Here is a 24,971-nt window from a genome sequence, read left to right on the forward strand (position 1 = left end):
AAAATATTTTTGCCGGCTACCGCTGCTATCATCAGTCCAATGCTCACATCTATTCCAGCAACAACAGTGTCAATCTGAACCAGGTTGAGATTGGCTGGACATTCTAACGTTTATCACATCTTGCTCTGAAATCGGCTGACCATCGGGTTTAGACCCTTCTCGGCCGATGAGTTGTTCCATTTTCCCATCTGATGCGAGGGTACTCTTTATCGAAAGTCTCTCTTTCTTCAGGCAGACTGGCCCCACCTCGTTGAATTGTTCCATCTCTTCTTATTGAAATTACTCCTGGTGTCTGCGGTTTGCAGGGTGTTTTGAAATGTTCTGTCCGCATCATTTTATAGAACAGTAAGATAATATCCATCAATACAGAACGTTACGTTATCGGCGTAAGTAATTGTATCTCCGTTGGAGAAAAGTGTTGACGTCCCCTGTATTATTGTATTATGAATTTTGAATACAAAATACATTTTGCATGATTTGCAAATTTCTATAAGCGAGGAAGCATGGAAAATCTGGCAATTGAATACGAAAACCTCGATCAGAAGGTCTATCAGCTGGTCAAGGGGATGATCGAGAATAGACAGCTATTGCCCGGAAAGAAGATACCACAGGAGAAGCTGGCCAAAGAGATGGGGATTAGCCGCACCCCACTTATTGCAGCCCTCAAATTTCTTGAACACGAAAAACTGGTCGAGGCAAAACCGCGTCGAGGCTATTACGTCCGGCTCTTCTCTATCGAAGAAATGGTGTCGATATTTGAAATCCGTGAGGTGCTGGAGGGGCTTTCTGCCCGCAGGGCCGCAAAGGTAATCACCAAGGACGAGGCCAGGCAGCTGCAGACGATTTTTCAGCCGTATTTGTCTGTCGATGACATTACCGATTATCAGGCCTATTCCAGGGCAGACCGTCAATTTCACATGCTGATTGCTGATATTGCCTCGCGTGAATTTCTGACATCCATTCTGCAGACATTCAATATTATTTCGTTGGCCTATCAGTATCCGACACGTGAGGGTCTGATCAGGCATCCTAATGAGACAATCCACGATCATTTGAAAATCGCTGACGCTATCTGTAACCACGATTCAGAAACGGCGGAAAAGCTCATGCGGGAACATCTGCGCTCAGCCATTTCTGAGCTCACGAAAACGATGTGATAGAAACCGGTTCATCAAAATAAAGGAGGTGGAATCCCGAAAAAGAGAGATTCGTTCGAAAGAGGAGTTCCAAAAAAAGGTTGTGATGGTCCCCGATTGGGGGAGGAAACACAAAACCGTATTTGTGGAGAATGAATAGAATGAAAAAGATTATAGCCTTAGGTCTTGCAGCATTTTTCGCTTTTTCTGCCAGTGCCATGGCCGCGCCGGCATATCCCAAAAGAAACATCACCAACGTTGTCGTTTGGAGCGCGGGTGGCGGAACTGATGTGTGTAACCGCATCATCAGCGCCGAGATGGCCAAGGTGCTGGGAGTCAACATAAATGTCATCAACAAGACCGGTGGCGTTGCCGGGTCGGTTGGCATGAGTCACGCCTATGGCATGGCACACGATGGCTACACCCTGGCCGGTATTTCCGAATCCAACGTTACCGCAGGTGTTCAGGGCGGCTGGGATAAGAAATTTGAGGTGTGGTACCCCTTTATCGTGGGCGGATCACCTGATGTGCTTTCTGTAACACCTGATTCTCCTTACAAAACCATGCAGGACCTGATTGAAGCCGCCAAGAAAGATCCGGGCTCCATCAAGGCTGCCGCCAGTGGCGCAGGCTCCATTCATCACCTCAACCTGCTGGCGGTTGAAAATGGTTCAGGGGCAAAATTCAACTTTATTCCGTATGCCGGTTCCAGTCCTGCCCAGAATGCCGCAATGACCGGTGAAGTCAATGTGGTCGTCACCTCTCTGGCTGAACAACAGCAGCTGCTGCGCGGTGGTAAATTACGTGCCCTTGGTATGCTTATACCATCCTCATTTGACGTTGCCGATCTCGGCACCATCCCCTCTGCCTTTGAAGCCTACCCAGGACTTTCCAAGTATCTGCCGATATCGCAGGCCATCGGTTTTGCCGTTCCTGCAGATGCTCCAGATGACGTGAAAGCAGTATTGGTTGATGCGTTCAACAAGGCAATCGCAACCGATAAGGTAAAAGACTGGGCTAAGGAAAATTACTATCTGCTCTCCGGTAAGAGTGGTGCTGACGCCAGCGCAGTATTCTCCGCCCTGGAATCCAACTTTGCCTGGACCCTGCATGAGCTGGGCGCAGCCAAAGTCAGCCCTGACACCCTTGGAATCCCGAAGTCATGAGAACATTTGCTAATATCAAAAAATAAGCGGCTGGCATCGTATGATACCAGCCACTTGGAGCCGGGCCTGATGTCCATTCCACTGTACCCAGGTCCGGCTGTTTGAAGAAAATATAACATAGCCGAGGTTTATTCAACCATGATGGAGATCGAACGGCTCCGAAAAGCCGATATATTTTCGGGGGCGCTGGTCGTTTTGACCGGTATGTTGGTCATCTTGCAGGCCATGAAGATGCCGATGAAGGATTCCTATGGCGGCGTGCAGAACGTCTGGTACGTTTCGCCGGCACTTTTCCCCCTACTCGTTGGCGGGATGCTGATACTCCTTGGCTTGGTGTTAATCCGTACTGCGTTAAAGGCTGTTGGTTTGGAAGGGATCAGAAGTGTTTTGTCTTTTATCTGCAGCTCAGAATTATTCAGTTATTTCAAAGAGGAGAATAACGTTCGCTACTATGGCGTCGTTGTCAATCTGCTCGGTTTTGTATTTGTTTTCATTCCCCATGTGGATTTCTTTCCTGCGGCAATCCTGTTTTTGCTGGTTCTCTTCTTTATGTATTACTGCGGGGATCATGGCACATTGCGCACTCTATTGAAGTGTTCATTGGGGAGCATAACATTTTTTGGTCTGTTCTTTTTTTCTGGTCTGGACCAAAAGGTCTCCGCGACAGTCTCATATCCAGGTGACTGGCTGACCTTTATGACAATTGCGATATTGATTGTCTATGGCGTTTTGCAGCTTCGCACTTATCCGGAACAGGCGAGGCGTTTCAGGATCAGCTTGATCATCGCCGTGGTAGCACCATTTACAGTGGGTATCATTTTTAAATATTTCCTGCTGGTTCCCATGCCCTCGGAAGGGCTGGTAATCCAGTTGCTTGATACTCTCTGGTATATGGAATTCTAACTGTTCACATGAAAAACCGCCGGTACGATTTTCAACATTCATCATACTGGCAACTCAAGAAATTAACGCCTTGCGGAGTTTTCGCTGTTTTCAGAAAAAACCGTCAACAGGGAAATTGTGACCGCAGGGGAGGCGCGCTGCAATGATGATTTTTGAACGGATAGGTACCTTCTTCGGTATCATCGGCGGGATGCTCACCGATCCCGTCTCGGTGGCTGTCCTCTTTGGTTCTGTCGTGCTTGGCATTCTCTTTGGAGCAATGCCAGGGCTTACATCGACGCTTGGGGTGGCGCTCTTGACCGCGCTTACCTACTCGATGGATACGGAATTGGCCATGGTATGCCTGCTTTCGATCTATGTTGGTGGTACCTATGGTGGCTCGTATGCCTCGATTTTATTGAATATCCCAGGAACAGCCGCGTCTGCCGCCACGGCCATGGACGGTTATCCGCTGGCGTGTAAGGGGGAGGCTGGCCGTGCCATCGGGCTGACCACTACGTCCTCGGCGATTGGCACCATTATCAGTATGCTCTTCGTGGTGAGCATTTCGCCTCTCATCTCGATGTTCGCTCTGGAGTTCACCTCGTTTGAATTCTTTCTGCTGGCCTTTTTCGGCATCTTGATCAGTGGAACCCTGACCGCGCCGGATCTGGTGGTGAAAGGGTGGATTTCAGGTTTCCTTGGGCTCTTCCTGGCCTGTGTAGGTCGCGACCAGCTGCAGTTTTTTCCCAGATTCACCTTTGGTATTCCTGAACTTGATAGCGGTATTGAGGTTGTTCCGGTATTGATCGGCGCTTTCGGAATTCCCCAGATTATAGAGGTGCTGCGCGGTCACGAGGTGAAAGCCAAGATGAAGGAGCTGCAACGCATCATCCCGGAGATCGGCACGGTTATTCGTAACATTCCGGCTATTATTCGTTCAGCGTTGATCGGGGTTGGTGTCGGCGCCGTTCCCGGCATCGGCGAAGATATCGCCGGCTGGGTATCCTACGGGACGGCCAAAAACACATCAAAGCATCCGGAAACCTTTGGCAAAGGCGAATTGAAGGGCGTAATCGCCAGCGAGACGGCCAACAACGCCTGTGTGGGTGGCGCGATGATTCCTCTTTTGAACCTGGGTATTCCTGGCAGTCCGCCCGCGGCAATGCTCCTTGGTGCCTTGATGCTTCATGGTGTGACACCGGGGCCGATGATCACCTTCGAGCAGCCGACCTTTATTCTCGAGGTTGCTGCCATCCTGCTGCTGGCTTCCATGGCCATGTGGGTTGCGGGCATGATTCTGGCCAAGCAAGTGGTGAAAATTTTGAAAATACCAACCCAGCTGTTTATGCCGATTATTGGGATTCTCTGCATCATCGGCTCCTATTCGTTGGGCCTTAATATCTTCAATCTCTACCTGATGCTGCCTGTTGGCATTATCTGTTATTTCCTCACGCTCATGGGCTATCCCATCGCGCCGTTGGTGATCGGCGTAATTCTTGGGCCCATGGCCGATGTTAACCTCAGGCGTGCCCTCATGGTGTCCCAGGGTAGTTTCATGCCGGTTTTCGAGCGTCCGGTATCGCTCATCCTCTTCCTGATCATCGTCTGGATGGTAGTGAGCCAGTTCAAGTGGTACAAGCGGCTGATGTCAAAAATAAAATCACTGCTGTTTCGTAAAAGAAGCCACAATAACATCTAATACAAAATTAATACGTTGAACCGTTGGTCGCTTAGGCGATTACAACATTTATCCGTGGAGAGAAAATATGTTGAAGTTTGCAATCATTACCGCGTTTCTTGGCCAGACCAAAGATCGCTTTCATGAATACAACAAGCCGCTGACCGTAGAAGAAAAATTTAAAATGATGACCGAGATCAGCGGTTATAGCGGCGTAGAGATTATTTATCCGTATGAAGTGCAAGAGGCGGCTGCAACCCGTGAGCTGTTGAAAAAATATAACCTCGGTGTGGCTGCGGTAAATGTCAACGTGAAGGCGGAACCTGAATTCCGTAGCGGTGGTCTCACCTCTTTGAAACCAGAGGTGAGGGAGCGGGCGGTGCAGTTTATCAAAAATGCCAAAGATTTTGCCGCTGAAGTAGGTGCTGACAAGGTGACCTGCTGCCCCCTGGGCGACGGCTATGAATTTTCCTTTCAATACGATTATGCCACGGCCTGGAAAAACCTGATCGAGACATTTTCAGCTGCTGGTGATTACCGTCGTGATATCCCACTCTTTATCGAATACAAGCCTTCGGAGACCCGAGGTCGCTGTTTTATCGACAATGCCGCCAAGACCCTTTGTCTGTTAAACGACATTGCTATTGCTGAAATGGGTGTGACCCTTGATTTTGGTCACTCTATTTACGGTAATGAAACCCCGGCCGAGGCGGTAGCTCTCCTCGAAGCAAGCAGATTTAAATATTACGTCCATATCAATGACAACGATGGTCGTTGGGATTGGGACTACTTCTGCGGCACCAAGCACTTTGTCGATTATGTGGAGTTTCTCTATTACCTGAAAAAGTACGGCTACAACGATTATTTCACCTCCGATACTTCGCCGACCCGTTGGGATATCCGCGGCACCTTCGAGGTCAATAGCCGACTGACCACCAAAATCTGGCAGCGACTGGATGAGGTTGATACCTCTCGGCTGGATGGCTTGATGAATGACGGCGACTATATTGAAACCTGGAAATTTATAGAACAGAACCTGTTGGGGATGAAATGACGTTGGTGAACCAAACGAATGCAATCCTCAATTTAGAGGTCCTGCAGACCCTGCCGCTTGAGCGCGAGGGCGATTTTCTCGCCACCATTCGAGAGCGGATTGGTAATACCGGCTCGAAGGTGGTCATTCTCGACGACGACCCGACCGGCACTCAGACAATTCAGGGGCTGCCGGTACTCACCCACTGGTCACAAGAGGCCCTGGTAAGTGAGCTGCAAAGTGAGTATCCGGCCTTTTTTATCCTTACCAATAGCAGGAGCATGCCGGAGGAGGAGGCTGTCCGGCTTGGTGAGGAAATCGGCACCACTCTTTTCGCTGCTGCTAAGCAATGCGGCGTGAAGGTTGTGGTTGTCAGCCGTAGTGATTCTACCTTGCGCGGACATTTCCCGTCTGAGGTAGATGCGGTGGCAAAGGCAATGGGCAAAGGAAAACTGCCCTATATGATCATCCCGTTTTTCCTGGAAGGCGGGCGCTACACTCTTCATGATATCCACTATGTCCGCGAGGGTGACAAGCTGATCCCTGCTGCGGATACCCCTTTTGCCAGAGATGCAGCCTTTGGTTTTCAGCACTCGGATCTCAAAAAATGGGTTGAGGAAAAGAGCGGTGGCAGGATTAAGGCCAAAGCGGTGGTGTCGATCACGCTCAACGATATTCGCACCGCGGATATTCGTGCGCTTTGCGAGAAATTTCTAAGCGTGGCAAACGACGCAGCCTGCATCGTCAATGCCGTTTCCTACAAAGATATGGAAGTGGTTGTGACGGCGCTGATGGAAGCAGAGGCAAAGGGAGCGGAATTCCTTTATCGAACCGCCGCCTCTTTTGTCCGCAGCCGTATGGGAATAGCGGCTGGAGTAGGCCTGCTTGCCGCAGAACAGCTGGTGTCGGATTCGAATCATGGTGGACTGTTTGTGATCGGCTCGTACGTTCCCAAGACCGGCAAGCAGGTTGAGGCGCTTTTTAACAAGACCGGAGTGGTGCCGGTGGAAGTGATGGTCACCAAACTGCTTCTCGAAAACGATCGCGGAGAAGAGATCAGACGGGTCATTGACCAGGCAACAGAACTGCTGACAGCAGGAAGAGATGTAGCGGTCTATACCAGTCGGCAATTAGTCACAGGTAAAGATGCAGTGGAGAGTCTGGCTATCGGTTCGATCGTCTCTGATAGCTTGATTCGGATAGTACAAGGCATTGAAATTCAACCCCGCTATCTGGTGGCAAAAGGCGGCATTACTTCAAGCGATGTCGCCACCAAGGGGTTGGGCGTTCGGCGGGCCATGGTGATCGGCCAGGCGTTGCCGGGTGTACCTGCCTGGAAAATCGGGGCAGAGAGCCGCTATCCGGGCATGAGCTACATCGTTTTTCCCGGGAATGTGGGCGACGACGATGCTCTGGTCCGTATCCAGCAAAATCTCGGGTGAATTCGTGCTGCATACAGTCAAAATTCGGCAAGGAGAACGAGGATGCTGAGTTCAACAGCTGCGCTGCTGCAGCGGGCCAGAGCACAAGGTTATGCTGTGGGGGCCTTCAATATCTATAACCTTGAAGGCGCGACGGCAGTGGTTGCTGCTGCCGAAGAGATGCGCAGTCCTGTGATTCTGCAGATACTACCCTCAGCCCTGCAGCTTGGCAGGCGGCCGCTAGCAGCGATGTCTCTTTCCATGGCTGAAGAGGCTTCGGTGGAGGTCGCAGTGCATCTTGACCATTGCAGTTCTGCCGAGATGTTAACCTTTGCTCTGGAGTGTGGATTTTCTTCTGTTATGGCTGATGGTTCAGCCATGCCGTATGAGGAAAACATACAATTCACTCGCGAGATTACTGCGCTGGCTACCGCAAAGAACAGGGCGGTGGAGGCTGAGCTGGGAAAACTGAGCGGCGAAGAGGACGGCATCACGGTTGCGGAGCGCGAAGCAAAGATGACTGATCCGGATGAGGCCGTCGATTTCGTCAAGAAGACTGGGGTAAGTGCCCTGGCAGTCTGTGTTGGCAATATCCACGGCACATATCATCAGCCGCCCAATCTCGATTTTGCCCGCCTGGAAGCCATCGCCAAACAGATCGGGATTCCCCTGGTTCTGCACGGTACCTCAGGGCTACCCGATGAGATGATCACCAGAGCCATAGATCACGGAGTCTGTAAATTCAATGTCAACACTGAGGTGCGCTCCGCCTACATGCAGGCCCTTGGTGATCGTTTTGCAAATTCGGCGAAGGTCGAGCTCGTGGAGATCATGCAGCTTGGTATTGCCGCAATGAAGGAACCCGTAAAAGAAAAAATCAGGTTGTTCAAGTCCGCCAATATGACGGCATGCTCGAACAGATAACGCATAATATCAAATAACCAAGGAGACCGTTGTGAGCAAACATACAGTAAAAACAATCAAGGCAATGCACGATAAAAAAGAAACCATTACCATGTTGACGGCCTATGACTTCCCGACCGCCAAGAAGGTGAACGATGCAGGAATCGACATGATATTGGTCGGTGACTCCTGCGCCATGGTTGTGCATGGACACCCCAATACCCTGACCGCCACCATGGACATGATGGTGCTGCATTGCGCCGCGGTGGCTCGGGCATGTGACCGGACCATGGTCATTGCCGACATGCCGTTTGGTTCATTCCAGTACGGTATCGAAGAGACAATGCGTAATGCCGCCCGTTTCGTGACCGAGGCCAAGGTCGACGGCGTTAAGTTTGAGGCCACCCCGCATCATATCGAGAAGACCGAGGCAATTGTCAAAATGGGCATTCCTGTTGTAGGTCATGTCGGGCTGCATCCCCAGGCGGTAGGCGCTCTGGGTGGACTGAAAGTGCAGGGCAAGGATATCGAAACGGCCCGTAAGGTGGTGAGCGAGGCCATCGCCCTGCAGGAGGCTGGCGCTTTTGCCATTATTTTCGAAGCAGTGCCGGCCAAACTCTCCGAGTGGGTGACCAACAGGCTCTCCATTCCGACCATCTCCATCGGTGGTGGGCCGGGCTGCTCCGGTCAGTTGCTGGTGACCCATGATGTACTTGGCATGTACGACAACTTTACGCCGTCCTTTGCCAAGAGATACCGGGAAGTCGGTCAGCTGATGCTTGATACCTTCAAACAGTACAAGGAAGAGGTGCTAACCGGCGTTTTCCCGGCCAAGGAAAACTGTTACTCCATGTCCGACGAGGTAATGGAAGCCATTGAAAAAGAGTTCAAATGATCAAAAGTTAACGAAAAATAAGAGATAAAACTCCACTGACCGGCAGGATGATTGGTGGGAAATTGGTACGAGAGTCGCGCGGTTGTTGCCAGGTGCGCCTATCCGTATTCGTTTTTCTGTCGACAACCTGCCGGTTGTCTATGTACCGGTTGTGACCACCTGGAATCGCAGTCCGCGGTAATTGAGTATCACCCCGTCCCAGGTAATTTCCTCAAGTTTCAGGCCGGGTCCGATCGAGTCGCCTTCACGCTTAATTCCGTTATTAATAATGATAAGACGATCGCCTGCAACAGTAGAGTAGGTGTGGCCGGCAAATTTCATGGTGGGCAGTTCTTGCTGTTGTGCTGCCGTTAACTCTTCCAGAAACGGAACCGGTTCTGCTATTGCAATCGACTCAGGGTCGTTGTCGTCGGTCAGCATGATGGGCGCAGGCTGCAATGTAACCTTTGCCCTGTCGGCGATACTCTTTTGTATTGGAACTGCGGGAACTGTGGATGAGGGGCCGATGATCTCCTCCTGTTCCATTTCTTCAGACGCGGCAACGGTTAGAGTTTCTGACTCGTTGCTGATGGTTTCCACTGTCTGTTGCTGTGCCAGGACTTCTTGTTGCCCATTATCGACTTTCGGCTCGGTAGCATCCGGGGTTGATGAGGTTGGCGCTGTTTGCGGCTCAGACGTTGCCTGGGGGGCCTGGCGGGTTATCTTGATTTCAAGCTCAACTGGTAGATGATCTCTCAGCAACCAGGCTGACAGGACAAGAGCAATAGCGAGCAGGATGGTCGGGCGCAGCAGCCGGGAAGGGCTGGCGGGTCGTCTGGAGCGTGAGCGCGTTATCCCAGGATATAACGTGGGCTGGGTCTGCAGGTCGGGAACGGCGCGCTGTTTTCTCTCCTGTTCTGATTTCTCAAGTGCTTCCAGGATATATGACATAATGAACCTCTTACCTGGCAATCAGCTCTTGTACCGCTTTTTGAGGATGAGCTCCTGCCTTTTCCCGTACCAGCAGTGGATCAGAGACCTTGATAGTGGTTTCCTGTGGTTTGACTGTTGGTGGTGGCGGGGAGGGTGGTGACATAGATTCTTCCATCTGTTCCACGCTTTCTGCTGATTGATCTGCGTTACTCGGCAAAGCCTCCACTATTGGTGGGGCTGGAGTTGCGACCTCAACGTGTTCGGTTGCCAGCTCCGGAGTGGGGGCGGGCGGTGGCGCCGGTTTTTTTACTGCTGCATTTTCTTCAACAACCTTTTCTTCAACCGATGCGGCGACTTGCTGAGCAACAGGTGGTAATGCGGGTGACTCCGTAATATTTTCATGAAGTTGAATTTGCTCGTTTGGTTCTGGCGTCGGCTGTTCTTCTGCTGGTATTTCCTGAGTTTTCGAGCTGACCATTTCCGGTTCGGCCTTTTGAGCAACCGGCGGTTGTTCTTCTGTTGCCGTTGTTGTCTCGATTGTAGTCCTGGCCTCTGTTGTTGCAAGTTTTTCCGGAGTGGTTGGGGCAACCTGCTCTGTAGTACTTGTGACGGGTTTAGAAGGGGGCGACTGCAGCCAGTCAGGGATAAAAACAACCGCAGGTACCGCGAGTATGGCAAGCAATGAGCCTGCTATAATGGCCGCTTTTTTGCGTGTGTGTTCTTTTTTGTACTTGTTGGGGAAGAGTTCCTCGCCGGCCTGTTTCATTATTTCAAGATCAACGTGGTCGGTATTGATTGCATAAGCGCCGAGCAGAGCCCGGTCGCAGAGCACATTGATCAGTCGGGGGATACCGCCTGTCAGGCTGATGGCGTGACGGATAGCTTTGTCAGAAAAAAGGGAGGAACTGTGGTCACCCGCTACGTTTAGCCGGTGCTGGATGTACGCCTGCACGTCGTCTGGCTGAAGAGGTCCCAGATGAAACCTGCTGGTGATACGTTGATTGACCTGGGAGAGCTCCGGTCGTTCCAGCATTTCCCGTAGTTCTGGCTGCCCGAGGAGCACAATTCGCAGCAACTTGCGTGTTGGTGTTTCCAGGTTGGTCAAAAGACGAAGCTGTTCGAGAACGTCAATTGCCAGATTCTGTGCTTCGTCGACAATGATGGCGATGTTGCGGTCATTGGCATGGGCTCTCAGCAGATGCGCGTTGAGGGCATCGATATAGGTCTTGATCGAGCCGGTGGTATGGTCCGGCAGCAACTCGAGTTCTTCACATATAGTTTTCAGCAGTTCACGGGCCGTCAGGCGTGGGTTGAGGATGACAGCCACTTCGGTGTTATCCGGCAGTTGATCCAGGAGGCAGCGGCAAAGGGTGGTCTTGCCGGTGCCGACGTCGCCGGTCAGAAGTATCATGCATCCGTCGCTGCTGATCCCATAGAGAAGATGGGCCAACGCCTCTCGGTGCGACTCGCTCATGTAGAGATAGCGCGGGTTTGGCGAGATTCCAAAGGGGGCTTCGGTCAGACCAAAATAACCTGTATACATGTTGACCTATTATATGCGACAATGGTTTAGCTGTTTTGAGATGTCGCGAAATTTTCGGGATCTGGTCGCTGTAAATGCTCAGGCCTGTTGCAGCGAGCCGCTTTTTGCATGGTCTGGTTCTGAAACGACTTTCTTTTGCAGCCATGAATGCGGATAGTATAGGGTAAACAACGGATTATTTCCATTCTTCTTTATTTTTGTTGTAACTTCTGGTTATACCTCATAACATATTTCCGAGAATGGAACTGTGTTAAATTTCAACAAATTGAATAGAGACTAATGCCCGTTTTCGAATATAAAGCGCTCGACAGCGCCGGAAGGAATATAAAAGGCATCATTGATGCGGAGAGCGAAGCCCAAGCGAGAAGTCGGCTGCGATCGTCCGGAAAGTACCCCATCACCATCAAACTCGGCAACCCTCGATCTGGTGCCGGTGTTGACACGGCCAATAGTGTCGGTTTTTTTGAGCGTATCAAGGACGAAGAGATCCACGTCATGACCCGGCAGCTGGCGACGCTGGTCGGGGCGGGCATACCGTTAGTGCAGTCGCTCTCTTCGTTGGTTGAACAGTCCTCTAACCCTGCCTTGAAAAGGGTAATTGCCGAGGTGCGGGAAAAGGTCAATGAAGGTTCAACCCTGACCCGTGCCCTTGGGGAACATCCCAAGCTTTTCTCCAATATCTATGTCAACATGATCCGGGCTGGCGAGGCCTCCGGATCTTTAAGTGTGGTGCTGGAAAGGCTGGCGGATTTCGGGGAAAAACAGCAGGCTCTTGAAGGTCGGCTTCGGGCGGCGCTTATCTATCCGATATTCATGGCTATTATTGGGTCTGCCATTCTTTTTATTCTTGTCACCTATGTCGTTCCCAATATCACCCAGGTCTTCAGTGATATGGGCAAGGTGTTGCCATGGCCGACTCGTTTTCTTATTGATCTGAGCGGTTTTCTTGGCACTTACTGGTGGATTGTTCTGGGTGGTTTGGCCCTTTCATTCATGGGTATTCGTTACTTCTTCAGTCTGCCAGCCGGTCGGGCGTTCTGGGATCTGGTGAAGTTGAAGGCGCCGATTATCGGTCCGGTGGTGCGGAAGGTGGTGCTGGCCCGTTTTGCCTCAACGCTTGGCAGTCTGCTGAACAGCAGCGTGGGGCTGTTGACCTCAATGCAGATCGTGAAAACCTTGATCGACAATGTACAGGTGGCAGCTGTGCTCGATGAAGCGATGACCCATATAGAAAAGGGTAAGTCCATGACCGCCGCACTGTCTGGTTCACCATGGTTTCCGCCGATGTTTGTGCAGATGATTTCGGTTGGGGAACAGAGTGGTAACCTTGAAGGAATGCTTGAAAAAGTATCTACTTCATATGAGCGGGAGGTGGAAACAGCCATTCTTGGCATGACCTCGCTTATTGAGCCGATTATGATCGTTGGCATGGGTGCTGCTGTTGGATTTGTTGTGCTTTCGATTCTGTTGCCGATTTTTGAAATGAATCAGTTGGTGGGGTAGTTCTGAGGTAGGTGGTCAGCTTTCAAAAAGAGTTGGCGGACGTGCTAAAGTTTTTTACGAGATGTATAATAAAGCCGCTTGTTACGGCATTACCAGGCAGTTTCCGATAGATGGGGCAAAACATGATGCGAATATCACGAGAAAACATACTGAAACGAGGGTCAGGATTTTTCAATAATAAAGGTTTTACCCTGATTGAATTGCTGGTGGTGCTGGTCATCATCGGCATCCTGGCAGGCTACATCGGCCCGAAAATCCTGGGGAGGCCGGAAGAAGCGCGCCGGACCAAGGCCGGGTTACAGATCCAGGCCATTGAGACAGCGTTAAAACTCTATAAACTTGACAACGGCACCTACCCCTCCACCGAGCAGGGGCTGCAGGCGTTAGTAGAGGCTCCTACAACCGGCAAGCTGCCGCCCAAATGGCGAACAGGTGGCTATCTCGAGAACAGCTCTGTTCCCAAGGATCCCTGGGGGAATGATTTTGTGTATCTGAGCCCCGGTGTTCATGGAGATATCGACCTCAGCTCGTACGGTCCTGATGGCGAAGCCGGTGGCGAAGGTGATGATGCGGATGTGAACAGCTGGGAGTTGGAGCAATAGCTCGTTACCCGGAGATGGGTTTCGCGAATGGAATAACACCTGACAGAACGATTGATGGACACGATCGGGGTTTTACGCTTCTGGAGTTGATCATCGTTCTGATGCTGATTGGCCTTTTTATGGTCGTCTCCATCCCGGCGCTTCGGAACACGCTGATTGACGACCCACTGAAAAGCACTGGTCGCCGCTTGGTCGGGTATATCGACGGTATACGGGAACTGGCCATCCGCGAGCAGAAGGGATATTTGATCTATATTGATATCGATGGTAACAGTCTGCGCTATTTGCCTGAAAGCGAAGCGGGCAAAGACGATATCGAAGAACCGGAAAAGAACCTGTTCTCCCCAACAGGTGATGCGCGGCTGCGGAGTGTATGGCAAAAGAGCGATGGCTCTGCCGGCGGAGGGGTCTTCGAGCTCTGGATAAGTGGCCAGGGTTATCTGGAAAAGACAGTTATTCACCTTGAGGATGACGCAGGTGAGACGTTGAGCCTTGTAGTCTATCCTTTTTTGCCTGGAATAGAGATCCGGGACGGAGTGTATGAGCCGGTACAGGATGATCAATAAGCGTTATCATCAATCTGAAAGAGGGCAAGAGGTCGGTGTGGACGACTATCGGGGTTTTACTCTTCTGGAAGTGATGATTGCGTTGGCGATTCTGGCCATTGCCATGACCAGTCTCTTTGGCTCCCAGTCCCAGGCGTTGTCGCTGGCTATCGAAGCGAAGTTTAACGGAGCTGCTTCATTTCTCGCCCAGGAAAAGCTTGCCGAATATGAAGCGGGTATCGTTGAGATTATCTCCGGTGAGGGGGATTTTGGCGAGGGTTTCCCGGGATTTGGCTGGAAAACTGAGGTGAGCGATGCAGAGTTGGATGGTTTTGACGGGCTTGCCGAACTGGATCGCGGTCTCAAGCGTATTGATCTGACTATCAGCTGGGAGGAGGAACAGTTCACAGAAACCTTCACCGAATATGTCAGGATCCGGAAAACAGAGTTATGAGTGTCATGGCGAAGGGAGAGCAACCCAGAGGTTTTACACTATTAGAAGTGTTGATCTCCATTAGTGTCTTCGCCCTGGTCGTTTCCTCAGTATATGGGGCCTATCGGGTAACATTTCAGACTGTGAGTGGTTCGGAGGGCCAGGCGACCGCAGGTGCGGCGGCCCGGGTTATCCTTGAGCGGATCAGTGAGGATCTGACGGTAATCGCCACCGACAGCGATGGTTCGTTGCAGGGAAAAAGAGGTGATGTCGGTGAACACCGGGCGGATGGTTTTTCCTGTGTTGCGTTTGCCCACCTGCCCTTTTCCCGAACCGAAAAAAGAGGCGGTCGGGCAGCCCTCACCTACAGTACCGAGGAAAACGAGTCAGGCCGCATCGATCTTTATCGATTAGACAGCCCCGTTCGTCCCGGCGAAGTGCAGGAGGATACGGGGCGCGGTGAAATACTCGGCAAGAATCTGCTTTCGTTTCATGTGAGTTATGTGGGGGCGGATGGCAGCGAGTCCGAAGAATGGACGAGCGGGTCGGAAGAGGATGAGGGTGGCTCCGCTGGCGAGACGAAAAATATTATGTTGCCGGTGTTGATCCGAGTTGAGATCCTGGTGCCAACCTCACAAGATGATGAGACGGGCATCTATTTTCGGACTGCGGTGGCTCTGCCGGTTCGAGGGGACGAACCTTCGGAGGGTTGATGCTTTTAGCGCATATGAGAAGCATAGGCCGCGAACAGCAGGGGATGGCCCTGCTGATCACCATCATGGTGGTGAGTCTTTTGATCGGCGTAACCGTACAGTTCTCAAAGAGTGTGCGTCATAGCTACTTCTCTTCAGCTGCCCAGCTCGAGGGGCAGAGGTTGAGCGCCATTGCCCGGTCCGGTCTTGCCATCGGTACGGCACTGCTCGAGGTTGACGGCAAGGCCAATAATTACGACACATTGTTTGATGAATGGGCGTTGGTTGCACCAGACAAGTTTACTGATCTCTTTCCGCGAGGAGAGGTACATCTCACGGTGGAGGATTTATCCGGCAGGCTACAAATCAATAGTTTGGTGATGGCGTCTGGAGGTGATGGATCTGATGCGCCGGGTACACCAGACCCATCAGGCGTACCGGATGAGCAAACTGGCACGGATGGATCGGAACAACCGGAAAACAATGAGATGATGGTGAATAAAAACAGGGAACTATTGAATCAGCTCCTTGCTTCCGGTATCTTGATGGTAGACAGTCCCGAGGAGGCAAGGGAGATCAGCGATGCCTTGATTGACTGGTTGGACCCTGATGATGAGGAATCTGAGTTTGGTGCTGAATCCGGCTATTACCGGTCTCTGAATCCAGCCTATGAGTCGAGAAATGGCCCGGTGACCGAAATTTCCGAGTTGTTGCTGGTGAAAGGTATCACTCCTCGTCTGCTCTACGGTGAAGGGGATAGTCCTGGGCTTGCCGATTTTATTACCGTGCATGGTACTGACGGGAAGCTCAATATCAATACTACCCCTTTGAGAATGCTTCAGGCCCTCAACCCGTTGATGACTGAGGAACTGGCCGGGATGCTTGATGAGTTTCGTCGTGCTGAGGGAAATAGAGAGTTGTTGGTCGACTCCGGTTGGTACCGGAATGTCCCTGGTTTTCCTGGCGATATCGAACTGCCAGCAGCTGTTTTGTCGGTTGCGAGCGCTACATTCCTGTTGAAAAGTGAAGGTCGGCTTGATGAACAGACGCGGAGTATTACAGCGGTGGTTGAACGGAAGGCGGACGGCACCGTTTCTATTGTCGAACAACGAGTGGAGTAAAAGGTGGAAAATCTGCTGGCACTGGACATAAGCGACAACTGTGTGTGCGGCGTACTGCTGGAGTTTGGACAAAAGGTTACTCTCGTCAGAGGCTATGGCTTTGCCGTAACGCAGGACAGTACGATCGCAGAAGCTGTCGCAGATGTTGTTCGTCAAACCGATTTTCAAAAGGGTGAGTGCCGGCTATCAATCTCCGCTGGAAAATGTTTTTTCAGAAATCTGTCCCTGCCTTTTCGCGATATGCGAAAGGTTGCAAAAGTTTTGCCGTTTGAGCTTGAGGATCTAACCTCATTCTCCATGGATGAACTGCAACTTGACTCTCTGGCCACTGCCGGATTGGGGGAGGAGACGGAAATCGTCTCAGCCATGGTGGAAAAAGGCTATCTGGCGGAGACTCTTGCGCAGGTGCTCTCCGCTGGCATTGATCCTGACTGGATTACTGTAGGCAGTGTGTCTACAGCCGCAGCGTTACCGGAGCTGAGTACCACGAATCGGAACTGCATGCTGCTCGATATCGGCTTAAAACAGGCGACTTTGGTCTTAATCGATGAAGGGCGGGTAGTCTTGATCCGGACCTTGGGAGTTGATGCTGAAACCATGGGGGAATTTTCTCTCTCCTCACCCGAGGGAAATGTCATTTGCGGCAAGCCTGAGAATATTACCGATATTGTTGAAAGGATTCTCCAGCCGATACGACAGACTCTACTCTCAGTCGGAAGATCCCATTATCTGGAGGACGGGGCTGTCTGTTTTGTCAATGGAGCGGTGGGACTCTACCCCGCTCTGTTTGAGCAGCTTCGCAGAAAACTCCCTTTTGAGGTGAATCCCTGTAATATTTCAAAACGACTGCTATTGAAAATCGAGCATCTGGAAGGTCGGGAATGGAATCGAGCATTGCTGAATACCCCCCTTGCCCTGGCGCTCTGGAAGAAAAAAGACGCGCCGATCTTTAACTTCAGAGCAGGTGAGTTCAGAAAGCGCCGTTCCTTTAAAGAATTGAAGAAGAATGCTCTGGTGATAGGTTGTGGTGCGGTGGCAGTTTGCTGCGCCATTGCGGGCTATTTAGGGTGGGATTATTCGCAGCTAGCCCGACAGCGGGATGCGTTGAACGATGAGATAGTCACGGTATTCCGGCAAACGTTGCCTGAAGTCAGTCGTGTGGTCAACCCGGTTCAGCAACTACGGGTGAAAGTTGATGAGAGCCAAAAGGTCTATGGCGCAAGTCAGAGCAGTGGCAGCCCCACTAAACTTGCCCTGCTGGCTGAGCTATCCTCCCGTATCCCGGAATCCTTGACAGTCCGGATCACCAGACTGGTCAGCGACCAGAATGATCTGCGGATAATGGCTGAAACAGCCAATTTTAACACAGTGGACAATGTGAAGCGTGAGCTGGAGAAATCGGAACTGTTTCGTTCGGTGGTAATCAGCTCGGCCAATCTGGCGCCGAGGGGCGGCGGGGTTCGCTTTGAGCTGAGGGTGCAGTTTCAGTAATGACTATGAGCAGAGAAAACATGGACAAAGTGCTTGCACAGCTGAAGTCACGACTTGGCCTCAATAACCTGTCGGACCGTGAGCGGCTGATTCTCATTGGTGGCGGTCTGTTTGTTCTGGGAGTGGTGATCTATCAGCTAATCATTTCACCGTATCTTGTGGCCCACGAACGGTTGCAGAGTTCACTGCAGAGGAAACAGGCGGAGCTTGTGGAAATTCAAAGGCTGAGCCAGGAGTATGCCAAGCTGCGGGTTGAAGAAGGGGGCCTGAAGGCCCTGTTACAGAAACGGGATGCCGGTTTTACCCTTTTCGCTTTTCTTGATAAGCAGGCGGAAAATGCTGGGGTAAAAGAACAGATCAAATACATGAAACCATCGGTTATCGAGGGGGATAATGGTCTTAATGAGTCGGTTGTGGAGATGAGGCTCGAAGGGGTTACTCTGGAGAAGCTGACCCAGTTCCTGCAGGTTACCGAATCCGATACCAATGTGGTGTCGGTGCGGCGGCTCTCTATTCAAACAAGCGCCAGGGATGAAGGGTTTCTCGATGTCATTCTGCAGATTGTCACCTTGGTGGAGGCGGGATAACTGTGAGAACGAAGAGAAGATCTTTTGTATTTTGGTTGAGTCTTCTGCTTTACGGATTGGTGTTGACCTGCGTTTTGCTCTATTTCCGATTTCCGGCAGACAAGGTTGAAGGCTATCTGACCGAGAAGGTTTCCTCCCTCAGCCATGGGGCTGCTGTCAATATCGGCAAATGCGGGTACGCCTTTCCTGCCGAGTTACGATGCGATCAGCTCTCTATTGGGGAAAGAGAAAAAAAAGAGGAAATGGTTGTTCTTGAGAACATGACCATTTCGCCAGTAGCATCCGGTTTCGGGCTGAAATATACCATAACTGGTGAAATTTCCGGCGGCACCTTCCTGACGGTTGCCGAATTTTCACCTTTTAAGAAGACTGTGAAGTTGAGCGGCCTGGAACTGACCAGCATGGATCTGAGTCGATCTGAGTTTGTCAAAAAGAGTCTGCAGCGCGATATTCGCGGGCTGCTAGATTTTCATGGGAGTATGGTTGTGTCCCTTGCAGAGGCTGGTCTGGTCGAGCAGGAGGGGAAACTTTCCGTCCGTGAAGGTGATTTTGCTCTTCGACAACAGATACTGTTGGTTGAGCGGTTGCAACTGGCACCCATGAATGTCAATGTTTCCTATAAAAAAGGAGTGCTGCAGTTGCGTGACGGCTCTTTGCGGGGCAATCAACTGGTTGTCGATTTTGACGGCGAGCTCAATACAAAAGATGCGATGGCGGATTGGGCGATGGCATTGAAGGGGAGTATAACTCCGGCCCAGGAATATGTGGCGGCAAATCCCCAGGTGCAGAGGGTGGTAAAGCGGTTGCAACGACAGTTTACAGGCAATAGTCTGCCCTATGTGGTCAGCGGTAGTCTTGGGGTTCCGCGTTTTCGTTTCGGAAGTCAATAGGAAGAAAAATGATGGCAAAGTACAGTTCCACCGCATTGTTTCCTTTTCTGATCGTCACGCTGTTATGTGTTGGCGGGGTGGAGTTGTTGTACAACGGTCTTGAGAGATATCTTCTCGAGCCGACCACGACAGTGCAAAAGCAGATTGAAACAGGGGGGGGGGGAACGGTGGCGAGCGGAACTCCGCCGCTGGAAGAAAATGTGGATTATTCGGTTATTACCCGTCGCAATCTTTTTGGTCCACCACCGTCATCGGCGGATAGTACCACCGCCACCGAAACTCCGCCTGTTGAGGATCTCGAAGCAACGACACTTGAAGTTGTCCTGATGGGAACGGTAGATACCGACGGCGATGATGGCAGGGCGATCATTCTCAAGAAAAAGGACCGCTCCCAGGAAATGTATCAGGTCGGTGAGGTGATCGAAGGCGCCTTGATTAAGGATATTCAGAGGGGGAGGGTCATTCTCACCGTTGACGGCAGGGATGAACTGCTTGATATCAGTGAGGCCCGCGAGTATGCGCAAAATGCGTCACCGGTTGCTGCCCGACCTGCTGTGCGAAGAAGACCGGTTGTGGTTGCCCCTCAGGAAGCAATTGAGGCACCACCCCGTGTTGTCCGCCCCCTTCGTCGCATCGTCCGGCCGCGGAGCGCTATTCAGGCAGAGCAGGCCGTGGAGGAAAATCTCCTGAACGAGGAAGATGTGCCGCCGGATACTGAGGAGCCTGACCTGACAGATACGCAGGATACCGAGGCGCCGGTAGACGCGCAGGTCCAGGATTCCGATAATGAGGATACGATAAGTCAATAACGTCCAACCTTTCTAAATTTTCAGGCCTCTGATCACTTGGTCTGACTCTTTGTCGGAGAGATGGCTTATTCGAAAGGTTTGGTGCCGGAAAAAAGTAATTGTCTATGGGGATGGCAAAGGTTCAGATGCACGCATGTGCTGAGATAGAGTGTATTGGGTGGCATATGCATCCGATTTTAAGGGTTTTTTCATCCTCATGTGGCAGATATGGGATGAATTTATAAGAATGAGGTGGTAAGTGTTACCTCATCCTTTTGAGTGGGAAGTTGAGAAAAAGGTTGAAGATATTGCCGGTCCCGTTCAACCTACAAAAGGGAAAGATCCTTCATTCACAATGAGAGCGGGGCTGAAAAACCTGTTATGAATGAATAGCCCCAATATCGTTGGGAAGGGTTCTCCAGTAGGCAACGCAAACAAGATATATGAGCAGTAGAGAGTAGAATATAGCGCAGAAAATCGCTGATCATCTGCATTTTATGTAAAAGATAACCAGAGGAAGGGTTCATGGGCAGGTTGAGATTACCTCTATTACTATTCGTCGTACTTTTGGTCTCTCTTGCAGCCGGTGCTGGTCAACAGGTGAAAGGCGAAGAGGTGGTTATCCCGAGTGATAGCGGTACCACCGGTAAACGGTTTATTACCATTGATTTTGATAATGTCGATATCCGGCTGTTTATTAAATATATCAGTGAGCTCACCGGCAAGAATTTCGTCATAGATAAAGCGGTTCAGGGCAATGTTACCGTGCTCTCGCCAACAAAAATTTCCGATGAAGAGGCGTATCGGGTTTTTGAATCAGTACTTGAAGTGAACGGTTTTACCACTGTCACTTCAGGGGCCGTGATCAAGATTTTGCCGTCGGCAGACGCGCGCTCCCAGAATGTCCAGACTCTTCGTACTGGTGCGGCATCGCATCCCGAAGATCGGGTGGTTACTCAGTTGGTACCACTGAAATATAGTTCACCGGATGAGATGAAGAAGGTTCTCACCCCACTAGTGTCAAAGACTTCAGTTGTGATCTCCTATCCCCAGGCCGGGATGCTGATTCTGACAGAAACGCTTTCTAATATCCAGCGTCTACTCGCGATTATCGAAGCTCTAGATGTGGAGTTTACCGAAGAAGAAGTGGCGGTGATCGACCTTCAGTATGCAGCTGCCGGATCTATCGCCAAAATTCTTGCCAGTATATATCAACGATCACCCGTCAAGAAAGGGGCGGTGGCCACCACCGCTTTGAAAGTCGTGCCTTATGATCGGGTCAATGCCTTGGTGGTGCTTGCCGATATCGAGGAACTGCGACGGGTACGAAAACTGGTGGCAAAGCTTGACACCCCTGTGCAGCGTGGTGGTGGTAATATCAACGTTTATTATCTCCAGAATGCAACTGCAGCCGAACTTGCCAAGGTGTTGACCACCATGTCAACCGGGCAACCGGCAGAACCTGAGGGCGGCAAGGCCCCGGCGATTTCAAGGGATGTCAAGATTACCGCAGATGAGGAAACCAACTCACTGATAATTACCGCGACTCGTGAAGAGTATGCTGTGCTTGAGGATGTGATCAAAAAGCTCGATATCCCGAGACAGATGGTTTATCTCGAGGCACTCATCCTTGAAGTGAACGACAGCAAGGATTTCAATGTTGGCGTGGACTGGATGTGGAACGGTCGGGTCTCCGGTCATGATACCGCCGCATTTGGGAGCTTTAATAGTAACAGTGACATTGACGTGGGTTCGGCAGGATTGTCCCTTGGTATCCTGCGGCAAGGGATAAAAATCGGCGACATCACCTTTCCGGATATTCATGCTATTCTGCGCGCCTATAAAGGTGATTCCGACATAAATATTGTTTCGACACCCCAGATTCTCACCACGGATAATAAGAAGGCGGAGATTAGCGTTGGTGAGAATGTCCCCTACATTACCAGCCAGCAAAATACCACAGGGGATAGTGAGTTTAATTATACCAATTATGAATATCGGGATGTGGCTACCAAGCTGACCATCACGCCACATATCAATCAAGCAGATACGATGCGATTGGAGATTCAGACCGAGATTGTAAAATTAAAAGCAAACAGTCTGGAACTAACACCAACAACTTTTCGACGTACCGCAAATACCACTGTGGTGGTCAACGATAAGGATACCGTGGTGATTGGTGGCATCATCGGAGAAGATACCACATTTACTGAAAACAGGGTGCCGCTGCTAGGCGATATTCCTGGTCTGGGCTGGTTGTTCAAATCCGAGAACAATAAGACCGTTAAAACGAATATGTTTATCTTCATTACTCCGAAGATCATGCGTAACCCAGCTGATATAGCTGGAGTTACCCTGGAGAAGGAAGATAACATCGACAAAGTGATGCCGGAAGCTAAGCAGCTCATCCATAAGCCGGTCAATAAAGAAAACGCTGCGATTCTCACTGAAAGGGGCTTTGCCAAACTGCTGGAAAACAAGAACCGAGAGGCAAAGGAATATTTCGAGGAAGCACTTGAACATGACGCAGAGAATCCGTACACACTTCTCAATATTGGTGTAGTTGCTGAACGTGAGGGGGATTTCCAGCGAGCCGCCGAGTACTACCAGAAAGTGATCTATACCAATACTGAGGCTACCGCAATTGAGGCGAGCGATCCGGAGAAAAAAGGGTTGCTGCTTGTTGATATTGCCCGCGAGAATATCGAGCGTCTCAAGCCAAGGATGAGCACAAAAAAGTGAAAGCACAGTTTGGTCAATTTGCCCTCGAAGCAAACACGAGAGGATGATGGCGGATAGATGAAAAGACTCGGAGACATATTGCGGGAAACCTGTAATCTTTCCCCCGAGGCGGTGGATGCGGCGCTTCGCACCAGCACCGGCAAGGAGCGAATTGGTGAACTGCTCATTCGAACCAAGGCGGTGGACGAAGTTGATGTTCTGAAGGCGCTCGGCATCCAGTATGAGGTTGAGGTGACCCAACAGTTGCCGGCGGAGATCAATACCGAATTTACCAGTCGGATTGGGATTAGTTTTTTAAAGAAATACCGGATGGTGCCGGTCCTTACTACCGAGGATGCTTTCATTGCCATTAACGATCCGGCGTTGTTCCAGCCCCTGGATGACCTGCGCCGGCTGCTGGGCCGTGAAGACGCGCGCCCTGTTCTCTGTCCCTATCAGGCCATCGTCAGTGCCATCAATTACGCTTACGACATGACTCAGGATACTGCTGAGGAGGTAATGCAGGATATCGACGAAGAGGATCCAGAGCGGCTCTTTTCCGAGATCGAAGAGGTTGGCGATCTGCTTGATGACACCAGTGACTCACCGGTGATCCGGCTGGTGAACTTCATGTTTTCCCAGGCAGTGCGTGATGGCGCTTCGGATATCCATATTGAACCGTACCAGAACAGCCTTAAGATTCGCCAGCGGCTGGACGGCATTCTTTATGACATGTTCAGTCCGCCCAAGCATGTGCAGTCGACGCTGATCTCCCGCGTCAAGATTATGGCTAAGCTCGATATTGCCGAAAAACGACTGCCTCAGGACGGGCGCATTGAGTTGAAGGTGGGAAATAAAGAGATAGACGTCCGCGTTTCAACCCTGCCAACAGCCTTTGGTGAGCGGGTTGTTCTGCGCCTTTTGGATAAATCCTCGGTGTTGATTTCGCTCACCGATCTGGGTATGCCTGCTGATAGATTGGCGCTCTTTACCAAGGAGATCAAGGCGGCCAATGGTATCGTGCTTGTAACCGGTCCCACCGGTTCCGGTAAGACTACTACGCTTTACGCGGCGCTCACTTCTATCAATAATTCCGATATCAATATCATCACAGTCGAAGACCCGATCGAATACCGGATTAGTGGCATAGGTCAGGTCCAGGTCAACCCCAAGATCAACTTGACTTTCGCCTCGGGACTGCGCTCCATCGTCCGTCAGGACCCCGACGTTATTCTGGTTGGTGAGATCCGTGACACCGAAACTGCCGAGATCGCGATCCAGTCGGCGCTGACTGGTCACCTGGTTTTTTCCACCCTCCACACCAATGACTCGGCCAGTGCCATCACCCGGCTCAGGGATATGGGCGTCGAGCCGTTTCTGATTGCGTCTTCCATCAATGCCATTCTGGCCCAGCGACTGGTTCGCCTTCTTTGTACTAACTGCAAAGATCCCTACATCCCTGATCATCAGGAATTGATGAAGATCGGCCTTGATCCTGCAAAATTTGGCGGCGTCAAGATCTATAGGAGCAAAGGCTGCAATAAATGCCATCAAACAGGCTATCGCGGCCGGGCAGGAATCTTTGAGCTGTTGATTATGTCGAGAGGTCTGAAAACACTCGTGATGCAGACTTCCGATGCCAATGCGATCAAACAATATGCAGTCCGTAAGGGTGGTATGGTCAGTCTGCGCCATGATGGCATCATGAAGGTGCTTGCCGGTAAAACCACCATCGAAGAAGTGTATCGGGTCTGTCAGGGGTAATCCGTACAATCCATTTCCATCTCAGCTTCCACCTTTTTGCGAATTTCAGAAATTCCTTTTTGATCCGGTCTCTTTTTGTTACCCTTGAGTAAGATTACTCTAACAACTGCCCAGGCAAGCTCAGTTTCAGCTTCATTTTCTTTTGCGAAATAGTGCTGTTGATCCAACAGATATTTCATGTACGGATGGCTGCACCGTGCTGATGTTGAGTGCGTCAGTTATAGAGTTGATTCACTATTCATTATCTCTGCTAACTCGAAAT

Annotated in this window: 24 protein-coding genes; 21 read left to right on the forward strand and 3 right to left on the reverse strand. The window is 50.9% G+C overall.

What is annotated here, in order from left to right; genetic code table 11:
- Nucleotides 1-5: 5 nt before the first annotated feature.
- The 9 genes from BUF15_RS28410 to panB all read left to right on the forward strand — a co-directional run bounded on the left by BUF15_RS28410 (nt 6) and on the right by panB (nt 9,117).
- Nucleotides 6-107, forward strand: coding sequence for an acyloxyacyl hydrolase (locus BUF15_RS28410; RefSeq protein WP_407642629.1), 102 nt, complete (start codon nt 6-8; stop codon nt 105-107).
- A 396-nt stretch (nt 108-503) separates the two neighbouring features.
- A complete protein-coding gene (locus BUF15_RS18145) occupies nt 504-1,157 on the forward strand; it encodes a GntR family transcriptional regulator (protein WP_073615132.1) in 654 nt (217 codons plus the stop codon).
- A gap of 140 nt (nt 1,158-1,297) precedes the next feature.
- A complete protein-coding gene (locus tag BUF15_RS18150; protein WP_073615133.1) occupies nt 1,298-2,302 on the forward strand; it encodes a tripartite tricarboxylate transporter substrate binding protein in 1,005 nt (334 codons plus the stop codon).
- A 138-nt stretch (nt 2,303-2,440) separates the two neighbouring features.
- Nucleotides 2,441-3,205, forward strand: a complete 765-nt coding sequence (locus tag BUF15_RS18155; protein WP_143170770.1) for a hypothetical protein — start codon at nt 2,441-2,443, stop codon at nt 3,203-3,205.
- Between the two features lie 142 nt (nt 3,206-3,347).
- Nucleotides 3,348-4,886, forward strand: coding sequence for a tripartite tricarboxylate transporter permease (locus BUF15_RS18160; RefSeq protein ID WP_073615135.1), 1,539 nt, complete (start codon nt 3,348-3,350; stop codon nt 4,884-4,886).
- A 67-nt stretch (nt 4,887-4,953) separates the two neighbouring features.
- Nucleotides 4,954-5,919, forward strand: coding sequence for a sugar phosphate isomerase/epimerase family protein (locus tag BUF15_RS18165; protein ID WP_073615136.1), 966 nt, complete (start codon nt 4,954-4,956; stop codon nt 5,917-5,919).
- Entirely contained in the window at nt 5,916-7,340 is a 1,425-nt protein-coding gene (locus tag BUF15_RS18170; protein WP_084554168.1) for a four-carbon acid sugar kinase family protein, read from the forward strand. Before BUF15_RS18165 ends, BUF15_RS18170 begins: the two co-directional genes overlap by 4 nt.
- 42 nt (nt 7,341-7,382) lie before the next feature.
- Nucleotides 7,383-8,243, forward strand: a complete 861-nt coding sequence (locus BUF15_RS18175) for a class II fructose-bisphosphate aldolase (RefSeq protein WP_073615137.1) — start codon at nt 7,383-7,385, stop codon at nt 8,241-8,243.
- A 31-nt stretch (nt 8,244-8,274) separates the two neighbouring features.
- Nucleotides 8,275-9,117, forward strand: a complete 843-nt coding sequence (gene panB / locus BUF15_RS18180; RefSeq protein WP_073615138.1) for a 3-methyl-2-oxobutanoate hydroxymethyltransferase — start codon at nt 8,275-8,277, stop codon at nt 9,115-9,117.
- 138 nt (nt 9,118-9,255) lie between these two features.
- Here the strand turns inward: panB and BUF15_RS18185 are convergent, their stop codons facing one another.
- Entirely contained in the window at nt 9,256-10,047 is a 792-nt protein-coding gene (locus BUF15_RS18185) for a general secretion pathway protein GspB (protein WP_073615139.1), read from the reverse strand.
- A 10-nt stretch (nt 10,048-10,057) separates the two neighbouring features.
- Nucleotides 10,058-11,572: an ExeA family protein gene (locus BUF15_RS18190; RefSeq protein WP_073615140.1), complete on the reverse strand. Its 1,515-nt coding sequence runs from the start codon at nt 11,570-11,572 to the stop codon at nt 10,058-10,060.
- Between the two features lie 279 nt (nt 11,573-11,851).
- Between BUF15_RS18190 and gspF the strand changes: the two genes are divergently transcribed.
- From gspF to gspE, 12 genes are all read left to right on the forward strand, one after another.
- The gene (gene gspF, locus BUF15_RS18195) at nt 11,852-13,075 is read left to right on the forward strand and encodes a type II secretion system inner membrane protein GspF (RefSeq protein WP_073615141.1); all 1,224 of its coding nucleotides are present in this window, start codon (nt 11,852-11,854) and stop codon (nt 13,073-13,075) included.
- Between the two features lie 122 nt (nt 13,076-13,197).
- On the forward strand, nt 13,198-13,677 hold the full coding sequence (gspG, locus tag BUF15_RS18200; RefSeq protein ID WP_327021872.1) for a type II secretion system major pseudopilin GspG: 480 nt from the start codon (nt 13,198-13,200) through the stop codon (nt 13,675-13,677).
- Between the two features lie 14 nt (nt 13,678-13,691).
- Entirely contained in the window at nt 13,692-14,243 is a 552-nt protein-coding gene (locus BUF15_RS18205; RefSeq protein ID WP_073615142.1) for a prepilin-type N-terminal cleavage/methylation domain-containing protein, read from the forward strand.
- A complete protein-coding gene (locus BUF15_RS18210) occupies nt 14,218-14,676 on the forward strand; it encodes a type IV pilus modification PilV family protein (protein WP_084554172.1) in 459 nt (152 codons plus the stop codon). Before BUF15_RS18205 ends, BUF15_RS18210 begins: the two co-directional genes overlap by 26 nt.
- Nucleotides 14,673-15,368 carry a PulJ/GspJ family protein gene (locus BUF15_RS18215; protein ID WP_073615144.1) on the forward strand — a complete coding sequence of 232 codons (696 nt, stop codon included), beginning with the start codon at nt 14,673-14,675 and terminating at the stop codon, nt 15,366-15,368. Before BUF15_RS18210 ends, BUF15_RS18215 begins: the two co-directional genes overlap by 4 nt.
- The gene (gene gspK / locus BUF15_RS18220; protein WP_073615145.1) at nt 15,368-16,468 is read left to right on the forward strand and encodes a type II secretion system minor pseudopilin GspK; all 1,101 of its coding nucleotides are present in this window, start codon (nt 15,368-15,370) and stop codon (nt 16,466-16,468) included. Before BUF15_RS18215 ends, gspK begins: the two co-directional genes overlap by 1 nt.
- Nucleotides 16,469-16,471: 3 nt before the next feature.
- The gene (gspL, locus tag BUF15_RS18225; protein ID WP_073615146.1) at nt 16,472-17,959 is read left to right on the forward strand and encodes a type II secretion system protein GspL; all 1,488 of its coding nucleotides are present in this window, start codon (nt 16,472-16,474) and stop codon (nt 17,957-17,959) included.
- Between the two features lie 20 nt (nt 17,960-17,979).
- Complete coding sequence (gene gspM, locus BUF15_RS18230) at nt 17,980-18,546, forward strand: type II secretion system protein GspM (RefSeq protein WP_159441326.1); 567 nt, start codon at nt 17,980-17,982, stop codon at nt 18,544-18,546.
- A 2-nt stretch (nt 18,547-18,548) separates the two neighbouring features.
- Entirely contained in the window at nt 18,549-19,436 is an 888-nt protein-coding gene (gene gspN / locus BUF15_RS18235; protein WP_159441327.1) for a type II secretion system protein GspN, read from the forward strand.
- Between the two features lie 8 nt (nt 19,437-19,444).
- Nucleotides 19,445-20,245, forward strand: coding sequence for a type II secretion system protein N (locus tag BUF15_RS18240; RefSeq protein WP_073615149.1), 801 nt, complete (start codon nt 19,445-19,447; stop codon nt 20,243-20,245).
- A gap of 504 nt (nt 20,246-20,749) precedes the next feature.
- Nucleotides 20,750-22,966, forward strand: coding sequence for a type II secretion system secretin GspD (gene gspD, locus BUF15_RS18245; protein WP_073615150.1), 2,217 nt, complete (start codon nt 20,750-20,752; stop codon nt 22,964-22,966).
- A 57-nt stretch (nt 22,967-23,023) separates the two neighbouring features.
- Nucleotides 23,024-24,709, forward strand: a complete 1,686-nt coding sequence (gene gspE / locus BUF15_RS18250) for a type II secretion system ATPase GspE (protein WP_073615151.1) — start codon at nt 23,024-23,026, stop codon at nt 24,707-24,709.
- Here gspE and BUF15_RS18255 read toward each other — a convergent pair.
- On the reverse strand, nt 24,700-24,888 hold the full coding sequence (locus BUF15_RS18255; RefSeq protein ID WP_073615152.1) for a hypothetical protein: 189 nt from the start codon (nt 24,886-24,888) through the stop codon (nt 24,700-24,702). The two genes, gspE and BUF15_RS18255, sit on opposite strands and share 10 nt — an antisense overlap.
- Between the last annotated feature and the right edge of the window lie 83 nt (nt 24,889-24,971).

Source organism: Desulfopila aestuarii DSM 18488 (genome assembly GCF_900143695.1).
GTDB lineage: Bacteria > Desulfobacterota > Desulfobulbia > Desulfobulbales > Desulfocapsaceae > Desulfopila > Desulfopila aestuarii.

Bases quoted from the DNA above. Each gene is read 5' to 3' on its own strand.
- gspE (WP_073615151.1), top strand. From the start codon at position 23,024: ATGAAAAGACTCGGAGACATATTGCGGGAAACCTGTAATCTTTCCCCC.
- BUF15_RS18170 (WP_084554168.1), top strand. From the start codon at position 5,916: ATGACGTTGGTGAACCAAACGAATGCAATCCTCAATTTAGAGGTCCTG.
- gspG (WP_327021872.1), top strand. From the start codon at position 13,198: ATGATGCGAATATCACGAGAAAACATACTGAAACGAGGGTCAGGATTT.
- gspK (WP_073615145.1), top strand. From the start codon at position 15,368: ATGCTTTTAGCGCATATGAGAAGCATAGGCCGCGAACAGCAGGGGATG.
- BUF15_RS18205 (WP_073615142.1), top strand. From the start codon at position 13,692: ATGGGTTTCGCGAATGGAATAACACCTGACAGAACGATTGATGGACAC.
- BUF15_RS18210 (WP_084554172.1), top strand. From the start codon at position 14,218: ATGAGCCGGTACAGGATGATCAATAAGCGTTATCATCAATCTGAAAGA.
- BUF15_RS18255 (WP_073615152.1), bottom strand. From the start codon at position 24,888: ATGAAATATCTGTTGGATCAACAGCACTATTTCGCAAAAGAAAATGAA.
- gspF (WP_073615141.1), top strand. From the start codon at position 11,852: ATGCCCGTTTTCGAATATAAAGCGCTCGACAGCGCCGGAAGGAATATA.
- BUF15_RS18190 (WP_073615140.1), bottom strand. From the start codon at position 11,572: ATGTATACAGGTTATTTTGGTCTGACCGAAGCCCCCTTTGGAATCTCG.
- BUF15_RS18145 (WP_073615132.1), top strand. From the start codon at position 504: ATGGAAAATCTGGCAATTGAATACGAAAACCTCGATCAGAAGGTCTAT.
- BUF15_RS18185 (WP_073615139.1), bottom strand. From the start codon at position 10,047: ATGTCATATATCCTGGAAGCACTTGAGAAATCAGAACAGGAGAGAAAA.
- BUF15_RS18155 (WP_143170770.1), top strand. From the start codon at position 2,441: ATGATGGAGATCGAACGGCTCCGAAAAGCCGATATATTTTCGGGGGCG.
- BUF15_RS18240 (WP_073615149.1), top strand. From the start codon at position 19,445: ATGATGGCAAAGTACAGTTCCACCGCATTGTTTCCTTTTCTGATCGTC.
- BUF15_RS18150 (WP_073615133.1), top strand. From the start codon at position 1,298: ATGAAAAAGATTATAGCCTTAGGTCTTGCAGCATTTTTCGCTTTTTCT.
- BUF15_RS18165 (WP_073615136.1), top strand. From the start codon at position 4,954: ATGTTGAAGTTTGCAATCATTACCGCGTTTCTTGGCCAGACCAAAGAT.
- BUF15_RS18175 (WP_073615137.1), top strand. From the start codon at position 7,383: ATGCTGAGTTCAACAGCTGCGCTGCTGCAGCGGGCCAGAGCACAAGGT.
- BUF15_RS18215 (WP_073615144.1), top strand. From the start codon at position 14,673: ATGAGTGTCATGGCGAAGGGAGAGCAACCCAGAGGTTTTACACTATTA.
- BUF15_RS18160 (WP_073615135.1), top strand. From the start codon at position 3,348: ATGATGATTTTTGAACGGATAGGTACCTTCTTCGGTATCATCGGCGGG.
- gspD (WP_073615150.1), top strand. From the start codon at position 20,750: ATGGGCAGGTTGAGATTACCTCTATTACTATTCGTCGTACTTTTGGTC.
- gspM (WP_159441326.1), top strand. From the start codon at position 17,980: ATGGACAAAGTGCTTGCACAGCTGAAGTCACGACTTGGCCTCAATAAC.